This window comes from Embleya sp. NPDC020630 (genome assembly GCF_044334985.1).
Lineage (GTDB): Bacteria > Actinomycetota > Actinomycetes > Streptomycetales > Streptomycetaceae > Embleya.
On sequence record NZ_JBIRUB010000018.1, the window covers coordinates 18,088 to 45,040 of the forward strand.

A 26,953-nucleotide genomic window follows, 5' to 3' on the forward strand; every position below is an offset into this window, starting at 1 on the left:
ACCCGACCCGCCCGCACCACTCGCGGGCCCTTCTCCGTCCCCGCCGGCGCCGAAGGGCAGAGCCCTGCCCGCAGTAGTTAGTAATCAATAACTAATCCTGAGCGTCAAAGTTAGTCATCGATCACTACATCCGGACCTCGACCCAAGGGATCCCATGAGCCAGCAGCAGGCGCGACCCGCGACCGGATCGCGCACCGTCCTGTGGACCTTCCTCGCCTCCAGCTTCGCCCTCTTCATGGCCTCGCTCGACAACCTCGTCGTCACCACCGCGCTGCCGTCCATCCGTGAGGACCTCGACGCCGGAATATCCGAGCTCGAATGGACCGTGAACGCCTACACCCTCAGCTTCGCGGTGCTGCTCATGCTGGGCGCCGCGCTGGGCGACCGGTTCGGCCGCCGCCGGATGTTCGCGGCCGGCATCGGGATCTTCACCGTCGCCTCCGCGATCGCCGCGATCGCCCCGAACTCCGAGACGCTGATCGTCGCCCGCGCCCTCCAGGGTGCCGGGGCCGCCGCGATCCTCCCGCTCAGTCTCACCATCCTGACCCGCGCCGTCGCCCCCGAGAAACGTCCGATGGCCCTGGGGCTGTGGGGCGGCATCAACGGGCTCGCGGTGGCCCTGGGCCCGCTGGTCGGCGGCGCCGTCGTCGAACACGGCTCCTGGCAGTGGATCTTCTGGCTGAACGTCCCGCTCGGCCTGGTCCTGGTCCCGCTCACGCTGCGCAAGGTGGACGAGAGCCACGGCCCCAACAGCCGCCTCGACCTGGTCGGCACCGTCCTGGTCAGCCTCGGCCTGCTCGGCCTCGTCTTCGGGCTTGTCCGCGGTGAGGGCCACGGCTGGTCCAGCGTCGGCGTCATCGCCCCGATGGCCGTCGGCGCCGCCCTGATCGCCGTCTTCGTCGGCTACGAACGCCGCACCGCACAGCCCATGCTGCCCATGACGATGTTCCGCAACCGTGCCTTCACCGCCCTGACCTTCTCCGGGCTGCTCATGTTCGCCGGCGTCTTCGGCTCTATCTTCCTGCTCACCCAGTACCTCCAGGGTGTCCAGGGCTACTCGCCGCTCGACGCCGGTCTGCGGATCCTGCCGTGGACGATGATGCCCGTGGTCATCGCCCCGCTCGCCGGCCCGCTGTCCGCCCGGATCGGCGGCCGGCCGCTGGTCGTCGCGGGTCTCGCCCTCAGCGCGGCGGGTCTGGCCTGGTTCGCGCTCACCGCGTCGACCGACGTCACCTACGCGCAGCAGATCCCGGCCCTGATCCTGTGCGGGCTGGGCATGTCGCTGTACTTCATCCCCACCGCGAGCCTGCTGATGTCCGTGGTCCGCACGGACCAGCAGGGCGTCGCCTCCGGCGCCAACAACGCGCTGCGCGAACTCGGCGGCGTCCTCGGCGTGGCGGTGCTCGCCTCGGTCTTCAGCTCCAACGGCGGCTTCGCCTCGCCCCAGAGCTTCGTCGACGGCCTCGTCCCGGCGCTGTGGGTCGGCGTCGCCCTCGCCGGCGTCGGCTCGGTCACCGCCGCGCTGATCCCGCGCGCTCGTGCGCAGGCGGCGACGGAGACCCCTGCCCCGAAGGTCCCGGTCGGCGTCTGACCTCCCGCACCACCGACACCTCGCGGGCGCGCCCTCTCCGGAGGCCGCGCCCATGAGGTCTCGGCCGGTCGAACAACGCGCGCAGTCAGTGCAGTTGGGCCAGGAACACCTTCGGGCGCAGGGGCTTGCCCGAGGCGTCCAGGACGGTCAGCGGGGTGCCGTCGCGCAGTACGGTCGGAGTGCCGGTCACCCCGGATTCGGCGAAGTCCGCCTGTACCCGGTCCACCCAGGCCCGATGGGTGAACCCGCGCACGACGTGGTCGAAGTCGGCGCCGCGCAGCCCGGGCACCTCGCCGGCGGCGTCCAGCAGGAAGTCGGGGTCGGCGAAGGTGTCCGTCGACTCGTCCGGCTGCCGTTCGTACAGCACGTCCAGGTAGTCCAGGAACGCTCCCTGGCCGACGTCCGCCGCGCCGCGCAGGGCGTTCACCGCCCGATGCGAGCCCTCGCCGCCCAGCCGTCGGTCCAGGAAGGTGGCGAAGTGGTACCGCAGTACGAACCGGCCCTCGTCCGCCAGTCGCCGGAACACCGGCCCGAGCCCCACCTCCATGCGTCGGCAGAACGGGCAGCGCGGGTCGGCGTAGAGGTCCAGACAGCGGGCGAGGTCCTGGGGCCCGTAGACGAGGGCCGTGCCGTGCGCGCCGGGGGCGCTGCGGAAGCTCATTGTTCGCCTCTGTCCGGCCGGCCGCGCCGCGACTCCTCCGCCCGCCCGTTCGGGGTAACCGGCCGGTCGCGTACCGTGTCGGCCGCCCGCACGGCCGTCCTGGGGTGCTTCGGCGCTTTTGCGGTCATCGGGTAGGTTCACTGGAACCGGCGGGTCCGGGAACGACTCCCCACCCGGCACTGGGGAAGGTGACGCCCGGATGGACGCGGCCCCGAGGTTTCGCCACGAGGCGCTGCTGTACGCGGGCCTCGACGACTTCGTCGAGCGCACGGCGGCCTTCGTGCGCGCGGGGTTGCGCGCGGACGAGGCGGTCGCCGTCGCGGTGATCGAACCGCGCGCCGGCGCACTGCGCAAGGAGTTGGCCGCCGACGCCGATCTGGTGACCTGGATCGACATGGAGCGGGTCGGCCGCAATCCGGCGCGGATCATTCCGACCTGGCGGGAGTGGACGGCGGCGCAGGGCCCTCGGGGCCGGCGCGGCGTCGGCGAGCCGATCTGGGTCGGTCGCGACGCGGCCGAACTGGTCGAGTGCGGCCACCACGAGGTGCTGCTCGACCTGGCCTTCGCCGACGAGCCGTGGTGGCTGCTGTGTCCGTACGACGTCGCCGGCCTGCACCCCGAGGTGATCGCCGAGGCGCGGCGCACCCACCCCCCGCTGCCGGCCGACGCCGCCGACGAGCGGCACTCGCGCCGGGACGCCGACGTGTACGCGGCGATCCTGCGCGGGCCGCCGCTGCCGGCCGCCCCGGGGCATGCCGAACGCCTGGCCTTCCGGGCGGGCGAACTGGCCGGTGTCCGGACGCTGGTCCGGCGGATATTGCCCGACGCGACCGCAACCCGGGTCAATCACGCGCTGCTCGCGATCGGTGAGATCACCGGCAACAGCGTGGTGCACGGCGGTGCGGCCGGCACGATCGTGCTGTGGTCCGAGGGGGCCCACCTGCATTGCGACGTCCACGACGCCGGCCGGATCACCGACCCGCTCGCCGGCCGTCACCGCCCGACCACCGATCAGGACGGCGGACGCGGCCTGTGGATCGCCAACCAGATCTGCGACCTGGTCCAGATCCGCTCCACCGAAACCGGCACCACCGTGCGGTTGCGCCTGCGGGTGTCGGACTGATCGCTCGCCCCAAGCCGGTGCCGCCGCGCGACGGCCCCGACCTCGTTCGCCCAAAGGAGCGGGCGGGTGAGGTCGGGGCCGCGGGGTGGAAAGACTGGTGGGACGGACTGGTAGGGGATTCAGTGTCGGGAGGTCGGTGTCGCGCCCGGCGCCGCGCCCGGCGTCGCACCCGGCGCCGCGATCTGTTCGATCTCGATCATGCACGCCACACAGAACGTCTCCCGCCGGCGACTGCCGTGCACTTCACGAAAGTTCGGCAGGGTCTCGCCGCACAGCGCGGTGTCCTCGCCCTCCATCGCGTGCCACACGACGTTGTCCGGACCTTCGACCGCTCGCATCACATGCATTTCCGCTCCCGTGTGCTGGGATTCACCGGCTTCACCATGCAATCCGGGGGCGGTCCCGCGCGCATCCGGGCCGGGGCCGCCCCGAGCCGGGCCGGGTGGTCCCGATCCGCGTGCGGGGACACGGAGTACGAGGTCACCGGCACGCGATCGGCCGTCGAGACAGGCGGGGCGGGGTTGGCCCGTCCGGGTGATCGACCGCGACGACGGGCGGGCCGTCGCGCCCGGGGCGACGGGGCCACGCCGCTCGCCGACGGCCTGATCCGCGCCGCCCGGGGCTACTCCGGCCGGAGTAGGCCGTTGTGGAGGAGGTCGGCCAGCTGGGTTGTGGCGAAGAGTTGGGGTTGGCCGCCGGTACGGATGACCAGGGTCGGGTGGTCGGGCAGGAGTGGGGAGGCGAGGAAGACGACGGCCGTCGGTTCGCCGACCGTGCCGGCGAACATCACGGCTCGGCCGAGCGGAGTGGGCACGGTTTCGACCGGGCGGTCCGTCGGGATGTCGGACTCGGTGCGGTAGAGGTCCTTCGGGCTCAGGCCCTCCCATCCCGGCATGGTGCGCGGGTCGCAGGCCGTACCGAAGGACTGGATCACCAGATCCGGGCCGGCCATGCCCCGATTGACCACGACCCGCGCGCCCGGGCAGAACGAGCCGGACACCGCCGCCGAGTCGCCCTGCACCCAGCGGTCGGTGGGCACCCGCAGCCGGAACACCGCGACCCGGGTGCGCACCGTCGCCAGGGTCAGCCGAGCCCCCTCCCCGGTCCACGGCAGCGCGGAGGGCGCCTGATCCGGAGAGGACCGCCGATACCCGCCCCCACCCGAATCGCTGCACGCGGTCACCGTCACCGTCACGGCCAGCACGACCGGTACGACCGCCCCGCGCAGCCACGCCGTCCCCACGGCGACCCGCCGTCCACCCATCGTGCGGACTCCCCTTCCGTCGGCACATCCGGTGAATGGACGCGGCCCGCTCCGAACGGGTTCCCCCGCGCGTACCCGCCGCCCCGCGCCTCGGTCATTGTGGCAGGCCGCCGTGTCGTGACCGACGTCGACGGCATCCGCATCACCACGCTCGCCGAACGCCCCGCGTTCGTATCCCGGCTCGACGAAATCACCAAGACCTGGCCGGAGTTCGTACCGCAGGATCCGGTGCTGGGCGCGCTGTCGGGGCCGGGTGCCCGAGGAGTTCCCCGAACACTGCGTGGTCGCCACCGACGGCGATCGGGTCGTCGCCCGGGGCTGAGCGTGCCGTTCGACGGCGAATCCGACGACGGGGACGGCGGCGAACGCCGCGATGAAGACAACCTGAGAACACCCCCAAGCGCGCCCCAAAACCCGACACCGCAACCCGGAGCACGTCCGCGCGCCCACCTCCGCGAGCCCGCGATGAGTTTTGCCGGCCCCGGCGGTCCAATGAGTGTGACGTCGCGTATTCACTCGGTCGAGGGTCAGGAGAACAGCGGGATGACGATCAGTGCACGCACCGCCGGCTATGCGCCGGTCAACGGGATCGAGATGTACTACGAGGAGCACGGTGTCGAGGGAGCCGCGCCCCCGTTGGTTCTGCTCCACGGTGGGGCGCAGACCATCGACCTGTCCTTCGGTGCGCTGTTGCCCGCGCTCGCCGCGAACCGGCGGGTGATCGGCGTCGAGTTGCAGGGGCACGGGCACACCGCCGACACCGACCGCGAGATCTCGCTGGAGGTGCTGGCCGACGACGTGATCGCGCTGCTCGACCACCTCGACATCGATCGGGCCGACCTGCTCGGCTACAGCCTCGGCGGCCTGACCGCGCTGCGTGCGGCGGTGCGCGCGCCGGAACGGGTGAACCGGCTGGCCCTGTTGGCCACGCACTGTCGGCACGACGGCTACTTCCCGGAGATCTCCGCCCCCGAGCAGACCTCGCCGCGCCTGCCGACCGAGGCCGACTTCAAGGCGATGGTCGCGGCGTACGCCCGGGTCGCCCCCGACCCGACCGCCTTCGGGGCGACCCTGGCCAAGCTCCAGCCCGTCGCGCACGGCTTCACCGAATGGACCGACGACGAGTTGCGCGCGATCGCCGCGCCCACCCTCCTGGTGATCGGGGACACCGACTTCATCCGGGTGGAACACGCCGCGTTCATGCACGGGTTGATCCCCTCGTCCCGGCTCGCGGTCCTGCCGGACACCACACACATGGCCGTGCCCGGACGCGCCGAGTTGCTGCTCCCGATCCTCGACGCGTTCCTGCCCGTCGGCTCCTGAACCCTGCCCGCGTGGCCCGAGCGACCGTCGAAGGCGCGTCCGCCGCAGCACGCCTTCGACCCCCGTTCCGCCGACACCACGCACGCCCTCCGCGCGTGGTGTCGGCCCCGGGACCGTCGCGGGATCCCGGGTGCCGCCCCGCGCCGCGGCGGCTCAGCCCCAGGACGCGCCGGCCGGCTCCTCGATCGTGGTGTTGATCCGGTTGAAGAAGTTGGTGATCGAGATCATCAGGATGATCGCGGACAGCTGCCGCTCGTCGAAGTGGTCGGCGACCTCGTCCCACAGCGCGTCCGGTACGGCTTGGCCGCTGTGGTCGGCGAGCCGGGTCGATGCCTCGGTCAGGGCCAGTGCGGCGCGCTCGGCGTCGGAGAAGAAGGGAGCCTCGCGCCAAGCCGCGACGGCGTGCAGCCGCTCGTCGGTGGTGCCCGCCTTCTTGGCGCTGGTGACCCCGGCGAACACGCAGGCGCTGCAACCGTTGATCTGGCTGGCGCGCAGGTGGACCAGTTCCAGGACCTCCTGCGACACGCCGCCGGAGTACATCGCCTTGTAGATGGACTGGATGCCCTGCATCGTGTCGGGCAGGACCATGGCGGGGTTCTTCATCCGAGCGCTCATGACGCCTTCTTCTCTCTCGATCGTGGGCGGTCGGTTCGTTGGTGTACCGGCCGGTTATCGTCCTTCACTGCACTGACGAAACGGCCGATGGAGATGTGACAGGTGAGCGAAGAAGATTTCCTGGCGCAGCGGTTCGAGGAGAACCGGCCGCATCTGCGGGCGGTGGCCTACCGGATGCTGGGCTCGCTCGGCGAGGCCGACGACGCGGTTCAGGACGCGTGGTTGCGGCTGAGTCGGTCCGACATCTCGGAGGTGAAAAACCTGGGCGGCTGGCTGACCACGGTGGTCGGTCGGGTGTGCCTGGACATGTTGCGGTCGCGGACGGCGCGCCGGGAGGATCCGTTGCAGGACGACGACGGGTTCGTGCGCCTGCCCGATCCGATCGTCAGCGGTCCCGACGGCATGGATCCCGAGCAGGAGATCCTGCTGGCCGACTCGGTCGGCATCGCACTGCTCGTGGTGCTGGAGACGCTGGCCCCGGACGAGCGGCTGGCCTTCGTGCTGCACGACATGTTCGGCGTGCCGTTCGACGAGATCGCCCCGGTTCTGGACCGTACGCTCGCCTCCACCCGGCAGCTCGCCAGTCGGGCCCGGCGCCGGGTCCAGGGCGTCTCGCCCGCGCCGGAGCCCGACCCGGGTCGGCGGCGCGCGGTGGTCGACGCGTTCCTCGCCGCCTCGCGCGGCGGCGACTTCGAGGCCCTGGTCGCCGTGCTCCACCCCGAGGTGGTGGCTCGCTCGGACGGCGGCACGCTGCGGCCGAGCCTGCTCCGGCGCGGTGCGGCCGAGGTGGCGTCGCAGGCGATCACCTTCGCCCGCTTCGCCGAAATCGCGCTTTCGGCGCTGATCAACGGCACGCCGGGCGTGGTCTCGCTGGCCTCCGACGGCACGCCGCTGTCGGTGATGGCGTTCACGATCGAGGACGGGCGGATCACCTCGCTGGACATCCTCACCGACCCGGAGCGGCTGGCCGGGATCGACCTGAGCGTGCTCACGGGCTGACGGGATCGCCCCACGGCGGTCGGTGCGAAGGGCCTTCGGCCTCCGCGCCGACCGCCGACGCGCGCCGGGGCGTTGTGACGCGGGTACGCCCTACGGGCGCGGGATGCGGCTGTAGTCCTGGCCCGGGATCTCGATCAGCGCGTGCGTCGGCGCGATCTGCAGGTGGTGCGACCCGTCGATCTCGTACCCGCCCGGGACACGGTATCCGGCCCAGATCGGCAGGTCGACGCGCAGCGCCCAGGCGCCGGACGCGGTGCGCTCCCAGCGCACCACACGACACAGCAGTACGCCGCGGTCCTCCGGCTGCCGGACCCACACCCACGTGCCCTCCGCCGGTGGCGGCGGTCCGGGTTGGGCGTGGCGCGGCGCCTCGGCGCCGGCGCGGGCCGCCTGCGCGCGGGTGGCGTCGACGCGTTGCCCCAGGGTCGCTCGGCCACCGGAGAACGACGCCTCCAGTGCGTCGACGTCCGGTGGCTCGGTCATGCCGATCATGGTAGCCCCGATCGAACCCGAATTCGAACGTATGTTCCCATCGGGCGTCGGGGCCACCCACCGGGCGTACCACCCGCCTCAGGCGCCCCCGTAGCGCACCCGCAGCACGTCCACCACGTCCGATCCGGCGCTCGATTCCGCTCAGCGGTCACGCGGTCACGGTCCACGACATGCGCGGCACCACCCACCGGGAGCGGGTCACCACGCCCACCCACCGCCCGCGCCCGGCGCCGCCCGTCCCTCGGGCCGGCCGGACCCGCCGGCCCCGTCGGCTCCATCCCGGCCCGGACCTGATCACACGGCGACGCCGAACGGCGCGGTCTCCTCGACGAACGCCTCGCCGCCCAGCTCCACCGTCAACCCCGCGCGCCGCGGACCGCCGCGGCCTGTCCGGTGGCCGCCGGGACCGCGGCACGGGCCGTTCCCGCGTCGATCGACCCCGTACATGCCAGGAGCCGACCGTCTCCCGACCCCCGCGAACCGGGCCGTGAAAGGCCCATTTCACACACGACTCCCATGGAACGCACGCCGGTTCGTGGGCCACGCTGGTACCGGGCCGGGGCACGCCCGTCCGGCGAAACGCGCGTCGAGAAGGAACCAGATGAACACTGCGGAGCCATCGGCCGGTTCGCCCGCGCCGCCGACCGAGCGCGGTCGCCTCCTGGTCGTCGACGACGAGCCCGCGATCGTGGACACCGTCACCCGGTTCCTGCGCTTCGTCGGCTACGACGTGCGCACCGCCGGCACCGGACGCCAAGCGCTCACCGTGGCCCGGGACTTCCTGCCGGAACTGGTCCTGCTCGACATCATGCTGCCCGACGGCGACGGCTTCGAGGTGCTGCGCCGACTGCGCGCCGACGGCCTGCCCGTCGCCGTGGTCTTCCTCACCGCACGCGACACCCGCAAGGACGTGGTGCGCGGGCTGACCGCCGGCGGCGACGACTACATCACCAAGCCCTTCGGACTGGACGAGGTCACCGCGCGCATAGAGGCGGTCCTGCGCCGCACCCGCCGCGCCGACCCCGGCGGCGACGTGCTGCGCGTGGCCGACCTCGAACTCGACTCCTCCGCCCACCAGGCGCGCCGCGCGGGCCGGCACATCGACCTGTCCCCCACCGAGTTCCGCCTGCTGCGCTACCTGATGCTGCACCCGGATCGGGTGTTGACCCGGGCCCGGCTCCTGGAACACGTCTGGTCCTACGACTTCAACGGCGACGACACCGTGGTGGCCACCTATATCAGCTACCTGCGCCGCAAGATCGACGACGGGCAGAGTCCGCCGCTGATCCACACCCGGCGCGGCGTCGGCTACTGCCTGCGCACCCCGCCGTGCTGAGGCTGCACGCGCGGATCCGCACCCAACCTCTGCACCGCCGCCTGGTGGTGGTCATCATCGTGGTGTGCACGGTCGTGCTGAACACCTGCGCCGCGGTGACCGTGGGGGTGCTCCGGGAGTCGCTGTTCGACCGCCTGGACGAGCAACTGGACACCACCGCGGCAGCGTTGCGCGCGCTGGACACCCGCGAGCGCAGCAACGCGCCGATGAGCCTGGATCCGGGCGTGTGGCTGGAGTACCCGGGCGGCCTGTACGTCGCGCTCGCCGTCGTACACCGGCAACCCCAGGGCCCGGGGCCGAGGTTGACCGGTCCGCTGCCCGCGACCGGCGCCACGTTCACCACCGGCTCGGCGCAACCGGGTTCGCGGGAGAGCTTCCGGGTGCGGGTACAGGAGTTGACCGACGGGCGCACCGCCCTGATCGCGCTGAGCGTGCGCGAGACCGAGGCGGCGGCCGACCACGCGCTCTACGTCGTGCTGGCCACCGTCGGCATCGCGCTGCCGACCCTGGCCCTGCTCGCCGCGCTTTTCGTGCGGCGGGAGTTGCGGCCACTGGAGCGCGCCGCCCGGGTCGCCGACATGATCGCCGCCGGCGACTGCGCACAGCGCGTGCACGATCCGCTGATCGGTCCGCGCACCGAGGTCGGCCGGCTGGCCATCGCGCTCGACCGGATGCTCGACGGGATCCAGGCCGCGCTGGCCGCCCGGGACGCCTCCCGGGAACGGTTGCGCCGATTCGTCGCCGACGCCTCGCACGAACTGCGCAATCCGCTGCAATCCATCGGCGGATACGCCGAGTTGTACCAGCGCGGCGCGCTGCCCGACCGGGCCGCGGTGGACGACGCGGTGAACCGGATGCGCGCCGAGATACGCCGGATGAACGGGCTGGTCGAGGCACTGCTCCTGCTCGCGCGCCTGGACGAGGAACAGGACACCGACCTGGAACCGGTCGACCTGACCCGGGTGGTCGCCGACTCCTGCCGCGACGCCGCCGCGGTCGAGCCCGACCGACCGCTGACCTGTGCGGGCCTGCCGGCCGAGGACCGGGTGAGCGTGCTCGGCGACGAGGATCGGCTGCGGCAGTTGGTGGCCAACCTGCTCGGCAACGTCCGGATGCATACGCCCGTGCATGCCCCGGCCGAGGTCGAGCTGCGCGCCGCCGGCGGCGAGGCGGTGCTGACCGTCCGCGACCGCGGCCCGGGTATCCCGGCCGCCGATCTGCCTCATGTCTTCGACCGGTTCCATAGGGCCGACAAGAGCCGCAGCCGCACCCAGGGCGGCAGCGGTCTGGGGTTGTCCATCGTCGCGGCGATCGTGGAGATGCACCACGGCACGATCACGATAGGCCCGGCGCCCGACGGAGGGACGGTGGTCGAGGTGCGGTTGCCCGCTTTGGCGGAGGCCGGCCCGGTCGGTGGGGCCGGCGGGCCGATTTACAGGCTCAGTCCTTCGTGACGGTGAGGGCGTGGAAGCCGGTCAGGTCCTCCAGGAGGCGCCGGCCGTCCTCCCGTACGGGTGGAGGCAGTTCGTCGAGCAGCGAGCCGACCCGTGGGGCCCGTGCGGGCGCGCGCAGTGCGGCGAGCAGGCGGGCCAAGGTCTCGGCGGGCAGGAGGGTGCGCGTGGTGTGCCCGCAGGCGGCGACGATCCGTACCGCGCCGATGTCCTGCCAACGCACCGGCTCGTCGGCGGGCAGCCCGACGGCGACCCCGTCGCTCAACGGCCTGTGTGGCGCGGGCGGCGGCGCGGGGAAGAAGCCGCCGGCCGTCCAGCGGCGCAGCGACAACGTCGCCACCCACTCGCGGGCCGCCTCCTCGTTCGCGCCGGAGCGGAAGAAGTCCACCGCCTGGTCGAGCGCGGCGGGCAAAACGCCTGCCGACAGCGGCCCTTCGACCCCCTCGGGTGGCGCCCAGGACGGACCCGCGAGCGGCGGCAGCCCGGCCGTCTCCATCTCCTCGCTGAGCATGGACTCGGGGGTGGGATCGGTCAGATACTCCGCCACCTCGAAGGCGGCGCGGGTGAACTCGCGGGGCAGGCCGACATTCACACTGGTCGCCGGGGTGTCGTCGAGCGCGCTTTCCCCGACGTGGTAGTGGCTCGACGGCCAGTAGAGCATCTCGCCCGCGTGCACCTCGACCGCGAACGAACCCGGCAGGTAACGCTCGTAGTCCAGCACCGAGGTGACCGCCTCCGTCCACGGCCGCTCCGGCCAGAAGCGCATCACCTTGCGGCCCTGGAGGGCGAACATGAACGACGCGAACCGGTCCTTGTGCGCGCCGATCTGGGTGTGCTCGTAGTTGCCGTGGAACATGGTGGTGATGGCGCTGCTCAGCGGCAGCCCGAAGCGGCGGAAGGCACCGTCGTAGAAGGTCCGTTCGCAGCGCCACAGCGGGTGGTGGAAGGCGTGGAACGCCTGCACGGTCAGCGAGTACCGGCGGCCGTCGAGGCGTTCGGCGAGGCGCGTGGCGTAGCCGTCGAGCGAGTCGTCCTCGGCGAGCGGCAGCCAGCCGTCGGGGCGGGACTTAAGGTCGCGGTCGACGGCGAAGCGCACGTGTTTGGGGATCTCCCCGGCGGCGTTGGCGGCGGTGGCGGCCACGGCGGAGCCGAACACGTCGTCCGGGCGGAAGGGGTGGGCCGACGGGCCGTCCGGGAGGCGGATCAGGACCGGTCGGCGGTCCCAGTAGCGGTCGGCGATCAGGTCCCAGTCGAGGCCGTCGATGACGTCGACGCCACCGGTGCGGTCGGTCATGGCCGTTCCCCCGCCGTCGATTCCGTCGTTTCCGTCGTGTCCGCGTCGGCCGCCGATTCGATGGCGCGCACCCGGTACAACACGCGCAGCAGGGTCAGGACGCCCTCCTCGCGGGTGGTGTGGCCGGTCACGCCCACGTCGGCGCACACCTCGGCGAGGTCGCTCGTGCGCCGCCGGTCCAGGGCGGCCAGGACGCGCGGGGCCAGTGCGCCGCGTACGGGGAGCAACAGGCCGTTGACCGCCCATACTTCGGCCGAGGGGCCCTCTGGCACCCGCAGGACCTCGGCGGCGAGCCGGAATCGGGAGCGGGCGTCGATGGCCGGTTCGGTGCCGGGGCCGGGTGCGGTGGCGGAGCGGGGTTCGGGTACCGGTTCGAGGCCGGCCGCCGTGCGTCGGGCGGCCCAGCGGCGGCGCACCGTGCGGGTCAACTCTCCGTCCGGGTCGCCCGCCACCCGGCCGAGCACCTGCGCGACCTCGGCGAACTCGGCGATCGGCGGCGTCGAGCCGTCCGCGTTCTCCGGCGGCGGATAGGGCAGGTACGGCATCGGTTGGGCGGCCACCGGATCACGGCGGACCAGGTCCTGGAGCACGCCGCGTACGGCCGGGAGCGCGGTGGTCGGATCGGTGGGCACGGTGATCCGCAACACTGCGGCCCGAGCGGTGAACTCTTCGCCCCCGTCCGGCTCCACGGCCGCCGCCGGCTGGTACAGCACATCGCCCGCGCCGGCGTCGAGCCGATGGGTGCCGGCGAGTACCCAGGTCAGCACGTCCGTCCCGGGCGCGGGTGGTGGGGTGCAAAAGCCGTGGCCGAAGCAGAGTTCCGAGGTGAGCGGCAGCGCCGGCCATCCGATCCTGGACCACAGTCCGGCCAGCGCGTCCCGGGCCCGCGCCCAGCGGGGGAAGTCCAGGACGAAGGGGTGCCGGATGGTCAGGAGCCAGCCCTTGCCGTCGAGTTCGTCGTCGAGCCGGTCCGCGTAACGATCGAGGTCGTAGTCGTCCTCGGTGGGCAACAGGGCGCCGGGGGCGGCCAGTCGGCCGTCGACGGTGAAGAAGCGCACGGCCGAAACCGATCGGGGGCGCGCCCCGGCGCGGAACGGGCCGCTCATCGCGGTCGCGGTACGGAAGGCGGTGACCACGTCGATCGGGGGCACGACATGCGATACGCGGGCCGGTTCGCGATCCCAGGCGCGGGCGCAGACGTCGCGCCAGTCGGCTCCGCTCCGCTCGTCGGTCGACCCGTAGGTCGGGGCCGCCGGCCCGGTCCTTCCGGTCCTACCGGTTGCCGTGCCGCTCACGACGCCTCCGCGGGGGTGCCGAGCTTGGCGAGGTGGATGCGCAGCGTGCCGCCGGCCCACTCGTAGCCGATCCGCCGGCCCGCCCTCGGCCAGTCGAAGTCGACCCGGCCGTCGGCGCCGCCCTCGGACCAGCGCAGCGTCACCCCCAGTGCGGGGTCCACCAGGGTTCGGGTGTCCGGGAGTTGCTCGATCACCCCGACGACCGCGTCGCGCAGGGCCGGGCCGAGCGCGGCCAGGGTGGGGTCGGCGTAGCGGTGCAGTCCGGCCGTGGGGAATTCGGGGACCTCCGCCTCGGGGCTCTCCCGGAGCGGAACGGGCGTGGCCAGGAAGGGTTCCGGCGCGGGGGCTATGGTGAGCAGCGGTGCGCCGGAGCCGGCCGGGTCGCCGTCGGCCGGGGCCGCCGCGCAGAAGTAGTAGGGCACGTCCCAGCGGCTCAGTTGCGCCTTCTCGTCGACGCTGAAGGGTTCGCCGTCCGGGTAGCGCTCCGCGGTGGTGCCGCGCAGGCGGGCGTCGATGGCCCGGGCGTAGTCGGCGGTCGGGCGCGGCACGATGCGGATGTACGCCCGGCGCGCCCGGGGTTCCAGCTCGCGCCGCACCGCCTCGCGGTGCCGGCACAGCAGCGTCCAGGCGTCGAACATGCCGCGCAGCATCGACAGGAGGTGGGGTGCGCGGCCGAACCCGCCCTCGGTGTCCGCGACGGCGGAGGGGACCACCGTGCGGGTTGGTGGGCGGTCCATGGGCAGCAGGCGCAGCATCCCGTCGGCCGAGCGTCGCCAGACCAGTGCGCCGCCCTCGAGGGCCCGCCAGTCGGCGGTGTCCTCCAGGCCGGGCGGGTATTCGAAGTCGTCGGCGCCGGCCTCGGCGGGCGACGGGGCCGGGCCCAGGAGGCCGGTGGCGCGCAGTCCGCTCGATCCGGTGAAGTAGCACTCCAGGTCCACCGGGTACAGCATGGGTTCGTCGTGCTCCCGGTGCGGGCGCGCTCCGGCCAGGACGTTGCCGCCGATCAGGTCGGAGATACCGAAGGCGATACAGGTCGCGGCGAGGTTGCCGGCCCGATGCCAGAAGCGGCGCGCCTGTTCGGGGGTGAGGACCGTGCCGGTCATCGTGGTCGAGCCGTCGACGCGGACGGGACCCTGCTCGGCCGGTGGTTCGATCCACTCGTGCCAGCTGTAGCCGCGCGCGCCGGGGCCGCTGCCGGTCCAGGTGGCGAGTGTCGGCAGTCGCACCGGTCCGGCGGCCTCCGGCAGTGCGTTGATCCGTGCGAACAGGCCGGCCGGGTCGGCGGGTTGCCGGTCGTCCCCGATCGGGCCGTCGGCCAGGAACAGGGCTTCGCCGTTCGCCGGTCGCGGTTTGTACGCGAGCGCGCCGCCTCCCGCGAACGCCAGTCGTAGCACCCGGAGTCCGCCGTTGTGGGTTTCCGCGCCGTGCGCGCGCAGTTCGACGACGGGACCGGCCAGGCGCGGGTCCCGGGGCCGGTTCGGTGCCCCCGGGTCCGTGCCCAGGTCCGTGCCCAGGCGGACGAGGAACAGGTCGAGGGCGGACTGGAGTTGGGTGACGCGCAGATCCGCCAGGCGTTCGGCCACCTCCGCCGGGGAGTGGTGGCACGCGGTGAAGATCGCGCTCAGCGTGGGGCCGAACAGCGCGGAGTCGACCGGGTCGAGTACGCCGGGCGCCAGGAGGTCGGCGTCGACGCCGGCGGCGGCGCGGACGCTCCAGGCGTCGAGTCGCTCCATCGCGCGCCGGAAGGGGGCGAACCGGTCCTCGGCGAGCAGCGCGGCCACCTGTTCGGCGTCCCGCACACCGCCCAACGCGCTGTCGGGCGCCAGGGTTTCGGCGGGTCCGTCGGTGACGACGGGCGGGAACACCTCCTGGGCGCCGCCCTCCCGTACATGCCGGATCAGCCGGTCGAGCACGGGAACCGGCAGCGTGGTGGCCAAGACGAATCGTCCTTCCGTGAGGGGGCGGGGCGGAACTCGGGCCGGCCTCGGGCGCGACTCGGGCCGGCCTCGGCCGGGCTCGGGATGTGCGAATCCGGGCGTCGGATGCGCCGGAACACGCCGGATGCCGCACCCTCGGGCACGGCATCCGACGTGCGGGCTCAGCCTCAGGCCGGGCAGTACCCGTAGTGGGTACAACTCGTCGGAGGACGGAGCCGGTCGTCCACGAGTTCGAACTCCAGATCACCCACGAGAATGTCGAACGATTCGTCCTCGTCGGCCGATTCGATGTGGAGTTCCGTACCGCCGTGCAATTCCATCGCAATCTCCCTTCCGTGTGCTTTCGGTGAGGGGTGCGTCGGCGAATCGATCACGGGCGGGGAGGCCCACATACCCGCCGACAGATCTCATCATTGGCGGGAATTCCTGGGGACGGCAGCCGAATTCCGGACACTTGTCCGACCGCACCCGGACCCGATTCCCGGTCGGCGCCGGCGGGCCCGGTGGCCGGCGGGCGGGACCTGCCGGCCGGCCGGAAATCGCTCCTCCGGACGATCCGTCGGTGTCGGGGACGGCGTCGATCCCGAGGTGGAGCCGAGTCGATCGACCCGAAGAGGGTGACGTGCCCCATCTCGTCCGGCATACTTCCGATTCATGTTCCTCATCGGCGGCCTGTTCCTCGCCCTCACCCTCCTCGGGGTACCGCTCTGGGCGCTGTTGTCCCTGGGCCGGTACCTCGCCCGCGTGATGAGCCGGCCCCGCCCGGAGCACGCCGCGCGGCAGACCGCCACGACGACGACGGCCGTACACACCTGATCCACGCGCACCGAGCACGGCGGCATCGCCGGCTCGACGAGCGCCCGGACCACACTTCTTTGCGTCCGTCCGTCCGGCCGAGCCGGCACCCGGACGATCCCGAAATCGAGGGCTCCCCTCCCTCGGGAACCGCGACGATATGCCGTCGCCAAGAATGCGCGCATCGATCTTCATCGATCCCGTCGGCCGGCGATGATCAAATTCGCCCACCCATGGCCCGACCTGCGCATACACTCGCCGATATCCAAGGCAAACGACCCGATCAATGCCATCTCGGCAGTTGTCACAGATTGGGGAAACGGAATACGATCTTCGCGTTCTCCCTCGATCGACGGGTAATCGATCTTCCGCCGGATTGGCCGCGACACACTAGCCAAGCCGACCGGCCTGCTATACAGTCAATCCCGGTCATCAGTCCGCGCGAAGTCGCACGGGATAATTTGATGACCCGAACCTTTGGTTAAATTGAAATGAATAGCTGAACCCTAGCCATTCCGAAGCTTCCCCGCGAAGCCGACGCCCTCTCCTCCGGTCGACATCGGCATCGACTCGACCGGACGAGCCGGGCCCGGCCTCCGCGTCCCGACCGCCGACTCTCGAAATTCGAGAACAGGCCGGCAGGGAATCTCGTGCGCGCACCATCCGACCACTTGTCACCGCCCGACGCACCGCGGACCACCGTTCGACCACCGCGGCGCCCGGCGGCCACCCCTCCGAGAAGCATCCGTCGTGAAGCTCCGTGCGTGCCGTTCCCGACGCCCGGGGCTGTCCCCCGGTCGTCCCGCGTGTTACGCGCGTCCAACGGGGATTTCGCCGGGTGACCAGTCCTGCGCGAGTGCTGGGAGTGTCGTCGAGCCGTGGGGAAACCAGTCGAAAACCGTGTTTCGGGAAACATCGAGCCCCAGTCGGCGCAGTACCGCTGTGTCGGCATCGGAGTCGGTCCCGCCAACCTGAGCCTGGCGTCACTGCTGCATGGGCGCGCGGAGACACCGAACCTCTTTCTCGACCAGAAGGAGCGGTTCGGTTGGCACGACAATCAGCAGATCCCCGGCGCGTCGTTACAGGTGTCGCTGCTCAAGGATCTCGTCATCCTCTCCGACCCGACCAACGGGTTCTCCTTCCTCTCGTATCTGCACGAGCAGGGCAAGATCTACCACTTCATCAACGCCCAATACGACGCGGTTCCCCGCCGGGAATTCAGGAACTATCTGGAGTGGGCGAGCCGACGCAACGAGAACATCGTCTTCGGCGAAAAAGTGGTCGCCGTGGAGTTCGACGACGCACGTGACACGTTCGTCGTGCACACCGGCCGGCGCACCGTGACGGCGGAGAACATCTGCGTCGGTGTCGGTACCACGTCGTGGGTTCCCGAGCATGCCCGGGACAAACTCGGCGACACCCAGTTCCACGTCAGCGACTTCATCGACGGAAAACGCCCCGGACTCGCCGGGAAGCGGATCGCCGTGGTCGGTGGCGGCCAGTCCGGGGCCGAGGCGTTCCTGGATCTGATATCCCGCGCGCCGCAGGAACTGCCCCGGCGCGTGACCTGGATCTCGCGGCGCGGAAACTACTTTCCCATCGACGACTCGCCGTTCACGAACGAGTACTACACGCCGAGCTATTCGGAGTATTTCGCCGGCGTGGACCGGGCGGTCCGCGAGTCGCTCAACAGTCGTCATGTGCTGAGCAGCGACGGCATCTCCGAGTCGACGTTGCGGGAGATCTACCAGCGCTGCTACGAGCACCGCTTCATCGAGGGCACGCAGGATCTGCTGGCGCTGCTGCCCAATCGTGGGGTCACCGACGTGAGCGGGAACGAGTCCGGCGGGTGGACCATCGAGATGGGCCACAACGACCGCCCGGGTGTGGTCGAGTACGTGGACGTGGACACCATCGTGTGGGCCACCGGATTCCGTCCGGCGTCGACCGAATTCCTCGCGCCGATCGAAAGCCGCCTGGAACGTGAGGGCGACGAGTATCGCATCGACCGGGATTTCGCCGTGCAGTGGGACGGCCCCCGCGATCGCCTCATCTTCATGCAGAACGCGGCACGCGGTCAGCGCGGCCTCGCGGATCCCAATCTGAGCCTGACCGCCTGGCGCAGCCGGCGCATCCTCGACCGGCTTCTGGGGGTGGGCTCCGACGAACAATTGCCGTCGTTCGTGGAGTGGTCCGCCAAACCGCCCGTCGACGACCTGGACGCGCTGTGAGCCGGGAACACACCGATGTGGCGGTCGTCGGCGCGGGAATCGTCGGCTGCCTGGTCGCCCGGGAGATCGTCGCCCGCGCGCCGGAGGCGTCCGTCCTGCTCCTGGACCGGGACACCGTCGGTACCGGCGCGAGCCGGCGGTCGGCCGGGCTGCACTGTCCGCGCGGCGCGACGGAGCGGGTGCGCCGAATGACGGCGTACAGCCAGCGGTACTACGCCGACCTCAAGCACGCCGCACCCGCGTTGCCGATTCACGCGGTACCGATGTCGGTGGTCGCCTCACCCGCGAACGCCGCACGGGTGCGCGAGATCTACCTCGACAGTGCCGAGTTGACCCCCGTCGACCCTCCCGAGGACCGAACCGGCCCGCCCGATCTGCGACTTCCCGAGCATGCGCGAGTCTGGGACTGTCGGGGCGCCCAGTACGCCGACGTCTACACGCTGGTCCACGACCTCACCCGGGAACTGCGGGCACGGGTGACCCTGCGCGAGGGTGTGCACGTGGACGCGCTGCGCGCCGTCGGCCACGCGGACCGGGGCGCGGACCGCGTCGAAATCGCCCTCGGCACCGGCGAGACGGTGAGCGCGGATCGGGTCGTGTTGGCCCCGGGACCCTGGCTCGCCGAACCCGCCTGGCGCGAGTTGCTGGCCCCGCTGGGCGCCAGGGTCAAGAAGATCGTCGCCCTGCACGTCGAACGGGTCCCGACCCGCACCGACCGGGCCGTCGTCTTCCACGACGAGGACGCCTTCCTGCTGCCGCTGCACGCCTCGGGGCACTGGCTGTTCAGCTACACCTGTACGACCTGGGACGTCGATCCCGACGACCTGGCCGGCGGCCTGTCCGCCGACGACGTCGACCAGGCGCGCGCGAACCTGCGCCGCCACGCCCCCTCGCTGGCCGAACACCGCGTCTCGGGGCGGGTGTTCTGCGACGCGTACAGCCCCACCGGCGAACCGCAGGTGCGGGCGCTGGGCGGCGGACGTGTCGTCTTCGCCGGCGCCGCCAACGGGTCCGGATATCGGCTCGCCCCGGCGATCGCGGCGGAGGCCGCGGATCTGCTGGACCTGTCCTCGATTCCTGCGCACGCGTGATCGAAGTGAAGGAGCCGTCGTGAAGATCAGCACCTACCGCCCCGACGCCCCGCACGCCGCCGACGGCGTCGCCGTGGCCGCCGTGGAGGCGGGCTCCGCGACGCGGCTGGGTGTCGGCGCGACCTGGGTCGGCGTCGCCCCCGGCGCGCGCTCGGAGGCGCACCAGCACGACGAGACGGAGACATGGGTGTTCGTCTCCGGCACCGGGGAGTTGACCGTGGACGCCGAGCGCCATCCGGTGTCCGCTTCCACCGTGGTCCAGTTCGAACCCTTCGAGACCCACTCCGTGGAGAACACGGGAGACACCGACCTGCTGTTCGTCAGCCTGTACTGGCGCGACGGCGAGCGGGCGACGACCGCCGCCCACGACACCGGGCACCGCGGGTTCGGCACCCGTCCCGTGTTCGTCTTCTCCTCCGCGCCCACGCCCAACGGCGACCTGCATCTGGGGCACCTGTCGGGGCCGTTCTTCGGCGCCGACGTGTTCGTCCGCCACCAGCGCATGCTCGGCGCCGACGCGTGGCACATCACCGGCAGCGACGACTACCAGAACTACGTGGTGGCCGCCGCCCGTCGGGAGGGCCGCACGCCGGCGCAGACCGCCGCGCACTACAGCGCCGAGATCCTGGCCACACTGAAGCTGATGGACATCGACGTCCACCAGTACACCGCGACCAGCCGCGACGACGCCTATCCGGCCGCGCTGCGGGCGTTCTTCTCCCGACTGACCGCGTCGGGAACCGTGGCGCCGCGCGAGGGCGCCGCGCTGTTCGCCGCCGACACCGGCGAATACCTGTACGAGTCGGGGGTGTCCGGCCGCTGCCCCACGTGCGACGGCGACAGCGGCGGCAACATCTGCGAGACGTGCCTGGAACCCAACGTGTGCACCGACCTGATCGAGCCGCGCTCGGCGGCGTGCGACACGCCGCCGCACGAGCGGGCGCTGGTGCGCTACACCTTCCCGCTGCACGAGTTCGGGAAGGTGATCACCGACCACCACCGGCTCGGCCGGGTGCCGGCGGCGGTCAAGGAGCTCGCCGAACGCCTGGGCCGCCGCGAGCAGTTGCACATCCCGGTCACGCACGTGGCCGAGTGGGGTATCGCCCCCGCCGAGACCGATGTGCCGGGCCAGGTGATCTGGTCCTGGCTGGACTACGCCTTCAGCATCCTGTACGGCATCGGCGAACTCGGCCGCGACCTGGGCCGCGACTGGGACGCGAACGCCCCTTCGCCCGACTGGAAGATCGTGCACTTCCTGGGGTCGGACGGCAGCTTCTTCCACCCCATGTTCATCCCGGCGCTGTACCGGGTCGCGCATCCGCGCTGGCAGCCGGACATCGACTACAACATCAACGAGTTCTACCTCTTGGAGGACAGCAAGTTCTCCACCAGCCGCGGCCACGCGATCTGGGGCAAGGACGTGCTGAACCCCCGCACGGTCGACGCGATCCGCTTCTACCTCGCGCTGACCCGCCCCGAGGGCCGGCGCACCAGCTTCTCCCCCGACGCGTACGAGACCTTCGTCCGGGACACCCTGGTCGGCACCTGGCAGACGTGGCTCGACGACCTGGGCGGGCGCGTCGCCGAGCGGTACGCCGGCGTGGCGCCCGACGCCGGCGTCTGGCGGCCCGAACACGCCGCCTTCCTGGCCCGGTTGGAGGCGCGCCGGTCGGCGCTGACCGGGGCCCTGGGGCAGGACGGCTTCTCGCTCAACCGCGCGGCCGAACTGCTGGACGGCATCGTCACCGATGTCACCGCCTTCGTCCGCCTCCAGGCCCCCGCCGCCGACGTGGCGGACTTCAAGGACGAAGCGCGTACGGGGATCGCCCTCGAACTGGCCGCCGCCCGACTGCTCGCCACGTGCGGCGCCCCGGTGATGCCCCGGTTCGCGGAGCGCCTGTCGACCGCGCTCGGCATCCCCGCACCCACCCGCTGGCCCGCCCGGGTCGACCTGGTACCGGCGGGGACCGTCGTCGACCTGGCGGGACAGGAGTTCTTCGCCGTTCCCGGGACGACCGACGCGCACCCCTCCTCGGCCGCCGCCGACCAAACGGCCCCACCGCTGCTCCCGTGGTTCAGCGCGCTGGTGCGCGATCTCCTGCGGCTGCCCGCCGACGAGCCCGTGCACGACCGCTCACTGATCCAGCTGGGCATGGCATCGCTACAGGCGATCGCCCTGCAGTATCAGCTCACCGAGCAGGTCGACGCCGACGTCCCGATCGAGGAACTGCTCGGCGCCCGCACCGTCGCCGAACTCAGCGCGCTGATCGCCGAGGGCCTGGACCCGGACGACGTCGCCGCCCGCACGGGGGTGCCGGCGTGAACCACCTCGGCGTTCTCCGCGAGATCGAGGCCAGGGGGCTGACCATCTCGGCCGCCGGAGCCGATCTGCGCCTGCAGGGTCCCCGGGAACGTATGGATCCCGAACTGCTGCGTCTGATCAAGGAGCACAAGGCGGCCCTGGTCGCCCACCTGGACCCGCCGGACGGCTTCGCGCCGACCGACCTGCAACGCAGCTACCTGGTCGGGCGGGGCGAGCACGTCGAGATGGGCAACGTGGCCAGTCACGTCTACCACGAGATCGAGGGCGCCTGGGATCTCGACCGCCTGGAGGCCGCGCTGCGCGCGGTGGTGGCGCGCCACGACGCGCTGCGCACCCGCTTCACCCCCGACGGCCGACAGGTGCGGGAGACCGAGGTCGAGGTGCGCGTCGGGCGCATGGACCTGCGCGGCGCGACCGAGGCGACGTGGCACGAACACCTGCGCGCCGAACGCGCGTCGCGCTCGCACCGCATCCTGCCCGCCGACCGCGCGCCGCTCGTGGCGGTCGACGTCACCGTGCTTGCGGACGACCGGATGGTGCTGCACGTCGACCACGACGGCCTGGTCATGGACGCGATCGGCATGTTCCTGTTCTTCCGCGACTGGCGCCGGGCGTACGACGCGACCGAGGGTACGGCCGAGGCCCCGGCGGAGGAGGCGTCCTTCGAGGCGTATGTGGCCGCCGTGGAGGCCGCGCGCACCCGGGCACCGGCGAAGCGGGCCCGCGCCTACTGGATGGACCGCCTCGACGACCTCGCGCCCGCCCCGGACCTGCCCCTGCGTACCAGCCCCTCCTCGATCGTGGCCCCACGCTTCACGGCGCGCTTCGCCCGGCTGACCGAGCCGCGGTGGACCGCGCTCAAGGCCCGGGCGGCGACGGCCGGACTCACCCCCTCCGCAGTGCTGTTCGCGGTCTACGCGGACACCCTCGCGGCCTGGGGCGCCGGTTCGCGGTTCACGATCAACACCACGGTCGCGAACCGTCCGCCGATCCACCCGCGCATCTTCGAGGCCGTCGGCAACTTCTGCGAGACGATGCTCGTCGAGATCGAGGTGGATCGGCGCGTTCCCTTCGTCGAGCGGGCCCGCGCGTTGCAGGCAGGGCTGCGCCGGGGGTTGGACAACCGGCACTTCACCGGTATCGAGGTGTTGCGCGAGGCCGCCCGGCGCGGCGACGGCGCGGCGCGCGGGCCGATGCCGTACACGTTCAACAGCACGCTCGGCTACGCGCACGCCGACGTCGACGGCTCGGCCCTGGAGCTGTTCGGGCCGGAGGTGTACACCTCCAGTCAGACTCCGCAGGTGTGGCTCGACGTCTCCACGTTCGAGCAACACGGCGGCGTGGTGGTGCAGTTCGACAGCGTCGACGGGCTGTTCCCGGACGGCCTGGTGCCGGACCTGGTATCGGGCTACCAGCACCTCCTGGAGGCGCTGCTCGCCGAGGAGTCGTGGTCGGCGCGGACGTTCGACCTGCTGCCCGAGGCGCAGCGCGAGCGCCGCCGGGCCGCCAACGCGACGGCGACGCCGCTGCCCGCGCCGGGCATGTTGATCGACGCGTTCCTGGCGCACGTGGAGCGCGCGCCGGACGCGCCGGCGGTGCTGACCGCGAACGCCTCGCTGAGCTACGCGCAGGTGTACGGGCACGCGGCGCATGCCGCCGCCTGGTTGCGCGCCCGCGACGTGGGCCCGGACGAGTTGGTCGGGCTGGTGATGCATCGAGGCCCCGAGCAGGTCGTCGGCATTGTCGCGACGCTGCTCGCCGGGGCCGCGTACCTGCCGGTCGATGCCGCGCTTCCGCCGGCGCGGCGCGCGTACATGCTGGACAACGGCCGGACGCGGGTGATGTTGACCAACGACGGGGAGGCGAGCGCCGACGCGGAACGCGAGGTGTTGGTGCTGGACGCCGGCCGGCCACTGCCGCCGGGACCGGTGCCCGATCCGCGTCCGGTGCCCGGCGCGGCGAACGACGACCATCTGGCGTATGTGCTGTACACGTCGGGGACCACCGGCGAGCCCAAGGGGGTCATGGTCGCTCGCGGGAGTGTGGCCAACGTGGTCGCCGACTGCAACGCGCGCTTCGGCATCGGGCCGGCGGACCGCTTCTTCGGGATCAGCGCCTTCAACTTCGACCTGTCCGTCTACGACGTCTTCGGCGCCCTGTGCTCCGGGGCGGCCGTGGTGTTGCCGGACGCGGACCGCGCGGCCGATCCCGCGCACTGGTTGTCGTTGTGCGGCCGGGCGCGGGTGAGCGTGTGGAACTCGGTGCCGGCGATCGTGTCGCTGCTGCGCGACCAGGCGGCGGAGGGCACGGACGCACTGGACACGCTGCGCCTGGTGATGATGAGCGGCGACCGTATTGCGCCGACGTTGCCGCAGGAGTTGCGCAAACTCGTGCCGGACGCGCGGATCGTCTCGCTGGGCGGGCCGACGGAGACCACGATCTGGAACGTGTCGCACCCGATCGGCCCGGACGAGGACGGCTCGCGCAGCATCCCCTACGGCCGGCCCAACGCGAACAACCGGGCGTACGTACTCGACGAGTTCGGGTGCGACGTGCCCGACGGGGTCACCGGCGAGATCTGGGCGGCCGGGGTGGGTTTGGCGCGGGGCTACTGGGACGACCCGGAGTTGACCGCCGAGCGCTTCGTGCTCGACCCGGAGCGCGGCGAACGCCTGTACCGGACCGGGGATTTGGGCCGCTACCTGCCGGACGGCGAGATCGACATCCTCGGCCGGGGCGACTTCCAGATCAAGGTGAACGGCTATCGCATCGAGGCCGGCGAGGTGGAGACCCGACTGGTGGCGTTGCCCGCCGTGGAACGCGCGGTGGTCTCGCGACAGTCCGGCGCGCGGGGCGATCGGCTGGTCGCCCATCTGGTCCCGGCCGGCGACGAACGCCCGGACGTGGAGGCCGTACGCGCCGCGCTGCGCGAGCATCTGCCGCAGTACATGATCCCGGCCGCCGTGTACTGGCACACCGCGCTGCCGTTGACCCGCAACGGCAAGGTCGACCGGGCCCGGCTCGCGGCAGCGGCCGAGGCGGTCGCACCGGCGTCGGCCGCGCCCACCGCCCCCGACTCGGAACTGGAGCTGGTGGTCGCCGGATTGTGGGCCAAGCCGCTGCGCGTCGCGGACGTGGACCTGGACGTCACGCGCCCGCTGTACGACCTGGGCGGCGACTCGCTGGTGGCCGCGCGCATCCTGGCCGGCGTGCGCAAACGGTTCGGTCTGACCATCACGCTGGACCGCCTGCCGGAGGTGGACACGATCCGCACGATGGCCGCGCACGTCGAACGCGGCCTGGCCGAGCGCGCCGGGGCGGGGGCGAGCACGCCGTGAGCGATTCGGTGATCAACCACATCGTCTCCCGGGCCCCCTCCCCCGGCGGGCGCATCTGCTTCTTCCGGCTCGGCGGGACCCGGACGATGGAACTGACCGAACTGCACACGCGTGCCGGGCGCCTCGCGCTGTGGTTGCGCGACCTGGGCATCGAGCGGGGCGACCGGATCGGCATCCTGGCCGCGAACGGCCTCGGATGGGTGCTGCTCGATCTCGCGGCGATCCGCCTGGGCGCGGTGACGGTGGGCTTCGACCCGGCCAAGTTCGACACCGACACCGGACTGCGCGAACGCTACCGACTGGCCGTGCTGTTCACCGACGGGCAACCGCAGTCCCCCGGCAGCAGGGCGCTCGCCGAGATCGAGGTCGCGTCGGCCCTGCCGGACGACGGTCGGGTCCTGGAACCGATCGTCTACGCGCCCGACGACGTGTTGTCGCTGAAGCTCACCTCGGGCAGCACGGGCGAGCCCAAGACGCTCACCGCGTCGGTCGGCAGCATCGACGACGATCTGCGCGCGGTCCAGGAGATGTTCGCGCACGGCGACGGCGACAACCTGCTCGTGTTCCTGCCGCTGTCGGTGCTCCAGCAGCGCTACTGGACGTATTCCGCGCTGCGTTGGGGCCACGACGTCACGATCTGCACCTACGAGGCCGCGTTCCCGGCGCTGCGCGCGATCCGGCCGACGGTGGTGATGGGCGTGCCGGGGTTCTTCGAGACGGCGAGGAAGCACATCGAGGCGCGCATGCGCGGCGCGGGTACCGACACGGACGAGGCCACCGCGCGGCGCGACGGCGCGCGACGGTTGTTCGGTGACCGCATCCGCTACCTGTGGACCGGTTCGGCGCCGGCCTCGACCGGCACGCTGGCCTTCTTCGAGGACGCGGGACTGCCGATCTTCGAGGGCTACGGGCTCAACGAGACGTGCATCGTCACCAAGAACCATCCCGGCGCACATCGGCGGGGCAGCGTCGGGCGCGTCCTGCCGGGCAAACGGGTGATCCTGGACGCCGAAGGGGTGATCCACGTACACGCCGACCACCCGGTGTGCGCGGGCTACGAGCAGGCGCCGCCCGGGGTGTCCGAGCGGGTGTTCGCTCCCGACGGCACGGTGCGGACCAACGACATCGGCCGACTCGACGAGGACGGATTCCTGTACGTGCACGGCCGCGCCGACGACGTGATCGTGCTCGACAACGGCCGCAAGATCGTCGTACGGCCGCTGGAGGAGCGGATGAAGGCCAGTCCCGCGATCGAGGAGTGTGTGGTCTTCTGCCCGACGCAGACCCGGCTGGTCGCCGTGGTCTCCCCGGCGGCGGGTATGGGCGGACCCGACCTGGAGCGCGCCGTCGCCGCACAACTCGCCCGTACCAACGCCGCGTTCGGGCCCGACGAGCAGATACGCGCGGTGGTGGTGGCCAGTCCCCGGTTCAGTGTCGGGAACGGACTGCTCACCTCGCAGCTCAAGCCCAGGCGCGGGCGCATTCTCGACGCCTACCGTTCCCGGATCCACGACACCGAGGGAGGCATCCATGCAGTCCGAGATTGAGACCGTGGCCAGGACGAACCTGGCCCGGGTGTTGGAGTCCGACGTCGCCCCCCAGGACCTCGACCCGGACCAGGACATGGTCGGCACGTACGGATTGACTTCACTGAACAAGGTCTTGTTCCTGATGGCCGCCTGCGACGATGCCGGGGTGGACCTGGCCTGTTTCACCGAACCCGACGTCGCGGCCATGAGCACGCTGCGCGATGTGACCGAGGCGCTGTCGCGCCACGCCGGAAAGGCGGCTTGA

The 26,953-nt window shown here is 71.9% G+C and carries 22 protein-coding genes; 13 read left to right on the forward strand and 9 right to left on the reverse strand.

Annotation, left to right across the window (positions count from 1 at the left end; genetic code table 11):
- Positions 1–154 precede the first annotated feature (154 nt).
- The gene (locus ACH4XV_RS37935; RefSeq protein ID WP_395797340.1) at positions 155–1,591 is read left to right on the forward strand and encodes an MFS transporter; all 1,437 of its coding nucleotides are present in this window, start codon (positions 155–157) and stop codon (positions 1,589–1,591) included.
- Positions 1,592–1,676: 85 nt separating this feature from the next.
- On the opposite strand, the gene ACH4XV_RS37940 is transcribed toward ACH4XV_RS37935, so the two are convergent.
- Complete coding sequence (locus tag ACH4XV_RS37940; protein ID WP_395797342.1) at positions 1,677–2,252, reverse strand: DsbA family protein; 576 nt, start codon at positions 2,250–2,252, stop codon at positions 1,677–1,679.
- Positions 2,253–2,451: 199 nt separating this feature from the next.
- Here ACH4XV_RS37940 and ACH4XV_RS37945 point away from each other — a divergent pair, with 199 nt between their 5' ends.
- Positions 2,452–3,375 carry an anti-sigma factor RsbA family regulatory protein gene (locus tag ACH4XV_RS37945; RefSeq protein WP_395797344.1) on the forward strand — a complete coding sequence of 308 codons (924 nt, stop codon included), beginning with the start codon at positions 2,452–2,454 and terminating at the stop codon, positions 3,373–3,375.
- Between the two features lie 119 nt (positions 3,376–3,494).
- Here ACH4XV_RS37945 and ACH4XV_RS37950 read toward each other — a convergent pair whose 3' ends face one another.
- Together ACH4XV_RS37950 and ACH4XV_RS37955 are read right to left on the reverse strand one after the other, a co-directional pair.
- Positions 3,495–3,722 carry a hypothetical protein gene (locus tag ACH4XV_RS37950; RefSeq protein WP_395797346.1) on the reverse strand — a complete coding sequence of 76 codons (228 nt, stop codon included), beginning with the start codon at positions 3,720–3,722 and terminating at the stop codon, positions 3,495–3,497.
- 275 nt (positions 3,723–3,997) lie between these two features.
- Positions 3,998–4,639, reverse strand: a complete 642-nt coding sequence (locus ACH4XV_RS37955; protein WP_395797348.1) for a hypothetical protein — start codon at positions 4,637–4,639, stop codon at positions 3,998–4,000.
- 543 nt (positions 4,640–5,182) lie between these two features.
- Between ACH4XV_RS37955 and ACH4XV_RS37960 the strand changes: the two genes are divergently transcribed.
- On the forward strand, positions 5,183–5,962 hold the full coding sequence (locus tag ACH4XV_RS37960; RefSeq protein ID WP_395797350.1) for an alpha/beta fold hydrolase: 780 nt from the start codon (positions 5,183–5,185) through the stop codon (positions 5,960–5,962).
- 153 nt (positions 5,963–6,115) lie between these two features.
- Here the strand turns inward: ACH4XV_RS37960 and ACH4XV_RS37965 are convergent, their stop codons facing one another.
- Positions 6,116–6,577: a carboxymuconolactone decarboxylase family protein gene (locus ACH4XV_RS37965; RefSeq protein ID WP_395797352.1), complete on the reverse strand. Its 462-nt coding sequence runs from the start codon at positions 6,575–6,577 to the stop codon at positions 6,116–6,118.
- A gap of 102 nt (positions 6,578–6,679) precedes the next feature.
- Between ACH4XV_RS37965 and ACH4XV_RS37970 the strand changes: the two genes are divergently transcribed.
- A complete protein-coding gene (locus ACH4XV_RS37970) occupies positions 6,680–7,576 on the forward strand; it encodes a sigma-70 family RNA polymerase sigma factor (protein WP_395797354.1) in 897 nt (298 codons plus the stop codon).
- Between the two features lie 90 nt (positions 7,577–7,666).
- Here the strand turns inward: ACH4XV_RS37970 and ACH4XV_RS37975 are convergent, their stop codons facing one another.
- Entirely contained in the window at positions 7,667–8,059 is a 393-nt protein-coding gene (locus ACH4XV_RS37975) for a hypothetical protein (RefSeq protein WP_395797356.1), read from the reverse strand.
- Positions 8,060–8,669: 610 nt separating this feature from the next.
- Between ACH4XV_RS37975 and ACH4XV_RS37980 the strand changes: the two genes are divergently transcribed.
- A complete protein-coding gene (locus ACH4XV_RS37980) occupies positions 8,670–9,404 on the forward strand; it encodes a response regulator transcription factor (RefSeq protein WP_395797358.1) in 735 nt (244 codons plus the stop codon).
- Complete coding sequence (locus ACH4XV_RS37985) at positions 9,398–10,858, forward strand: sensor histidine kinase (protein WP_395797360.1); 1,461 nt, start codon at positions 9,398–9,400, stop codon at positions 10,856–10,858. Before ACH4XV_RS37980 ends, ACH4XV_RS37985 begins: the two co-directional genes overlap by 7 nt.
- On the opposite strand, the gene ACH4XV_RS37990 is transcribed toward ACH4XV_RS37985, so the two are convergent.
- The 4 genes from ACH4XV_RS37990 to ACH4XV_RS38005 form a co-directional block, all read right to left on the reverse strand.
- The gene (locus ACH4XV_RS37990; protein WP_395797361.1) at positions 10,845–12,149 is read right to left on the reverse strand and encodes a cupin; all 1,305 of its coding nucleotides are present in this window, start codon (positions 12,147–12,149) and stop codon (positions 10,845–10,847) included. The two genes, ACH4XV_RS37985 and ACH4XV_RS37990, sit on opposite strands and share 14 nt — an antisense overlap.
- On the reverse strand, positions 12,146–13,444 hold the full coding sequence (locus ACH4XV_RS37995) for a hypothetical protein (RefSeq protein ID WP_395797363.1): 1,299 nt from the start codon (positions 13,442–13,444) through the stop codon (positions 12,146–12,148). The genes ACH4XV_RS37990 and ACH4XV_RS37995 overlap by 4 nt, the downstream gene beginning before the upstream one ends.
- Positions 13,441–15,381: a DUF4135 domain-containing protein gene (locus tag ACH4XV_RS38000; RefSeq protein WP_395797365.1), complete on the reverse strand. Its 1,941-nt coding sequence runs from the start codon at positions 15,379–15,381 to the stop codon at positions 13,441–13,443. The genes ACH4XV_RS37995 and ACH4XV_RS38000 overlap by 4 nt, the downstream gene beginning before the upstream one ends.
- 167 nt (positions 15,382–15,548) lie before the next feature.
- Positions 15,549–15,701, reverse strand: a complete 153-nt coding sequence (locus ACH4XV_RS38005) for a hypothetical protein (protein WP_395797367.1) — start codon at positions 15,699–15,701, stop codon at positions 15,549–15,551.
- Between the two features lie 334 nt (positions 15,702–16,035).
- On the opposite strand from ACH4XV_RS38005, the gene ACH4XV_RS38010 reads away from it, so the two are divergent.
- From ACH4XV_RS38010 to ACH4XV_RS38040, 7 genes are all read left to right on the forward strand, one after another.
- Entirely contained in the window at positions 16,036–16,197 is a 162-nt protein-coding gene (locus tag ACH4XV_RS38010) for a hypothetical protein (protein WP_395797369.1), read from the forward strand.
- Positions 16,198–17,054: 857 nt separating this feature from the next.
- Positions 17,055–18,407: a lysine N(6)-hydroxylase/L-ornithine N(5)-oxygenase family protein gene (locus tag ACH4XV_RS38015; protein ID WP_395797371.1), complete on the forward strand. Its 1,353-nt coding sequence runs from the start codon at positions 17,055–17,057 to the stop codon at positions 18,405–18,407.
- Entirely contained in the window at positions 18,404–19,498 is a 1,095-nt protein-coding gene (locus ACH4XV_RS38020; protein WP_395797373.1) for an NAD(P)/FAD-dependent oxidoreductase, read from the forward strand. The genes ACH4XV_RS38015 and ACH4XV_RS38020 overlap by 4 nt, the downstream gene beginning before the upstream one ends.
- Before the next feature lie 19 nt (positions 19,499–19,517).
- The gene (locus ACH4XV_RS38025; RefSeq protein ID WP_395797375.1) at positions 19,518–21,821 is read left to right on the forward strand and encodes a class I tRNA ligase family protein; all 2,304 of its coding nucleotides are present in this window, start codon (positions 19,518–19,520) and stop codon (positions 21,819–21,821) included.
- On the forward strand, positions 21,818–25,159 hold the full coding sequence (locus ACH4XV_RS38030; protein ID WP_395797376.1) for an amino acid adenylation domain-containing protein: 3,342 nt from the start codon (positions 21,818–21,820) through the stop codon (positions 25,157–25,159). The genes ACH4XV_RS38025 and ACH4XV_RS38030 overlap by 4 nt, the downstream gene beginning before the upstream one ends.
- A complete protein-coding gene (locus tag ACH4XV_RS38035; RefSeq protein WP_395797378.1) occupies positions 25,156–26,706 on the forward strand; it encodes an AMP-binding protein in 1,551 nt (516 codons plus the stop codon). The genes ACH4XV_RS38030 and ACH4XV_RS38035 overlap by 4 nt, the downstream gene beginning before the upstream one ends.
- Complete coding sequence (locus ACH4XV_RS38040; protein WP_380009729.1) at positions 26,690–26,953, forward strand: acyl carrier protein; 264 nt, start codon at positions 26,690–26,692, stop codon at positions 26,951–26,953. The genes ACH4XV_RS38035 and ACH4XV_RS38040 overlap by 17 nt, the downstream gene beginning before the upstream one ends.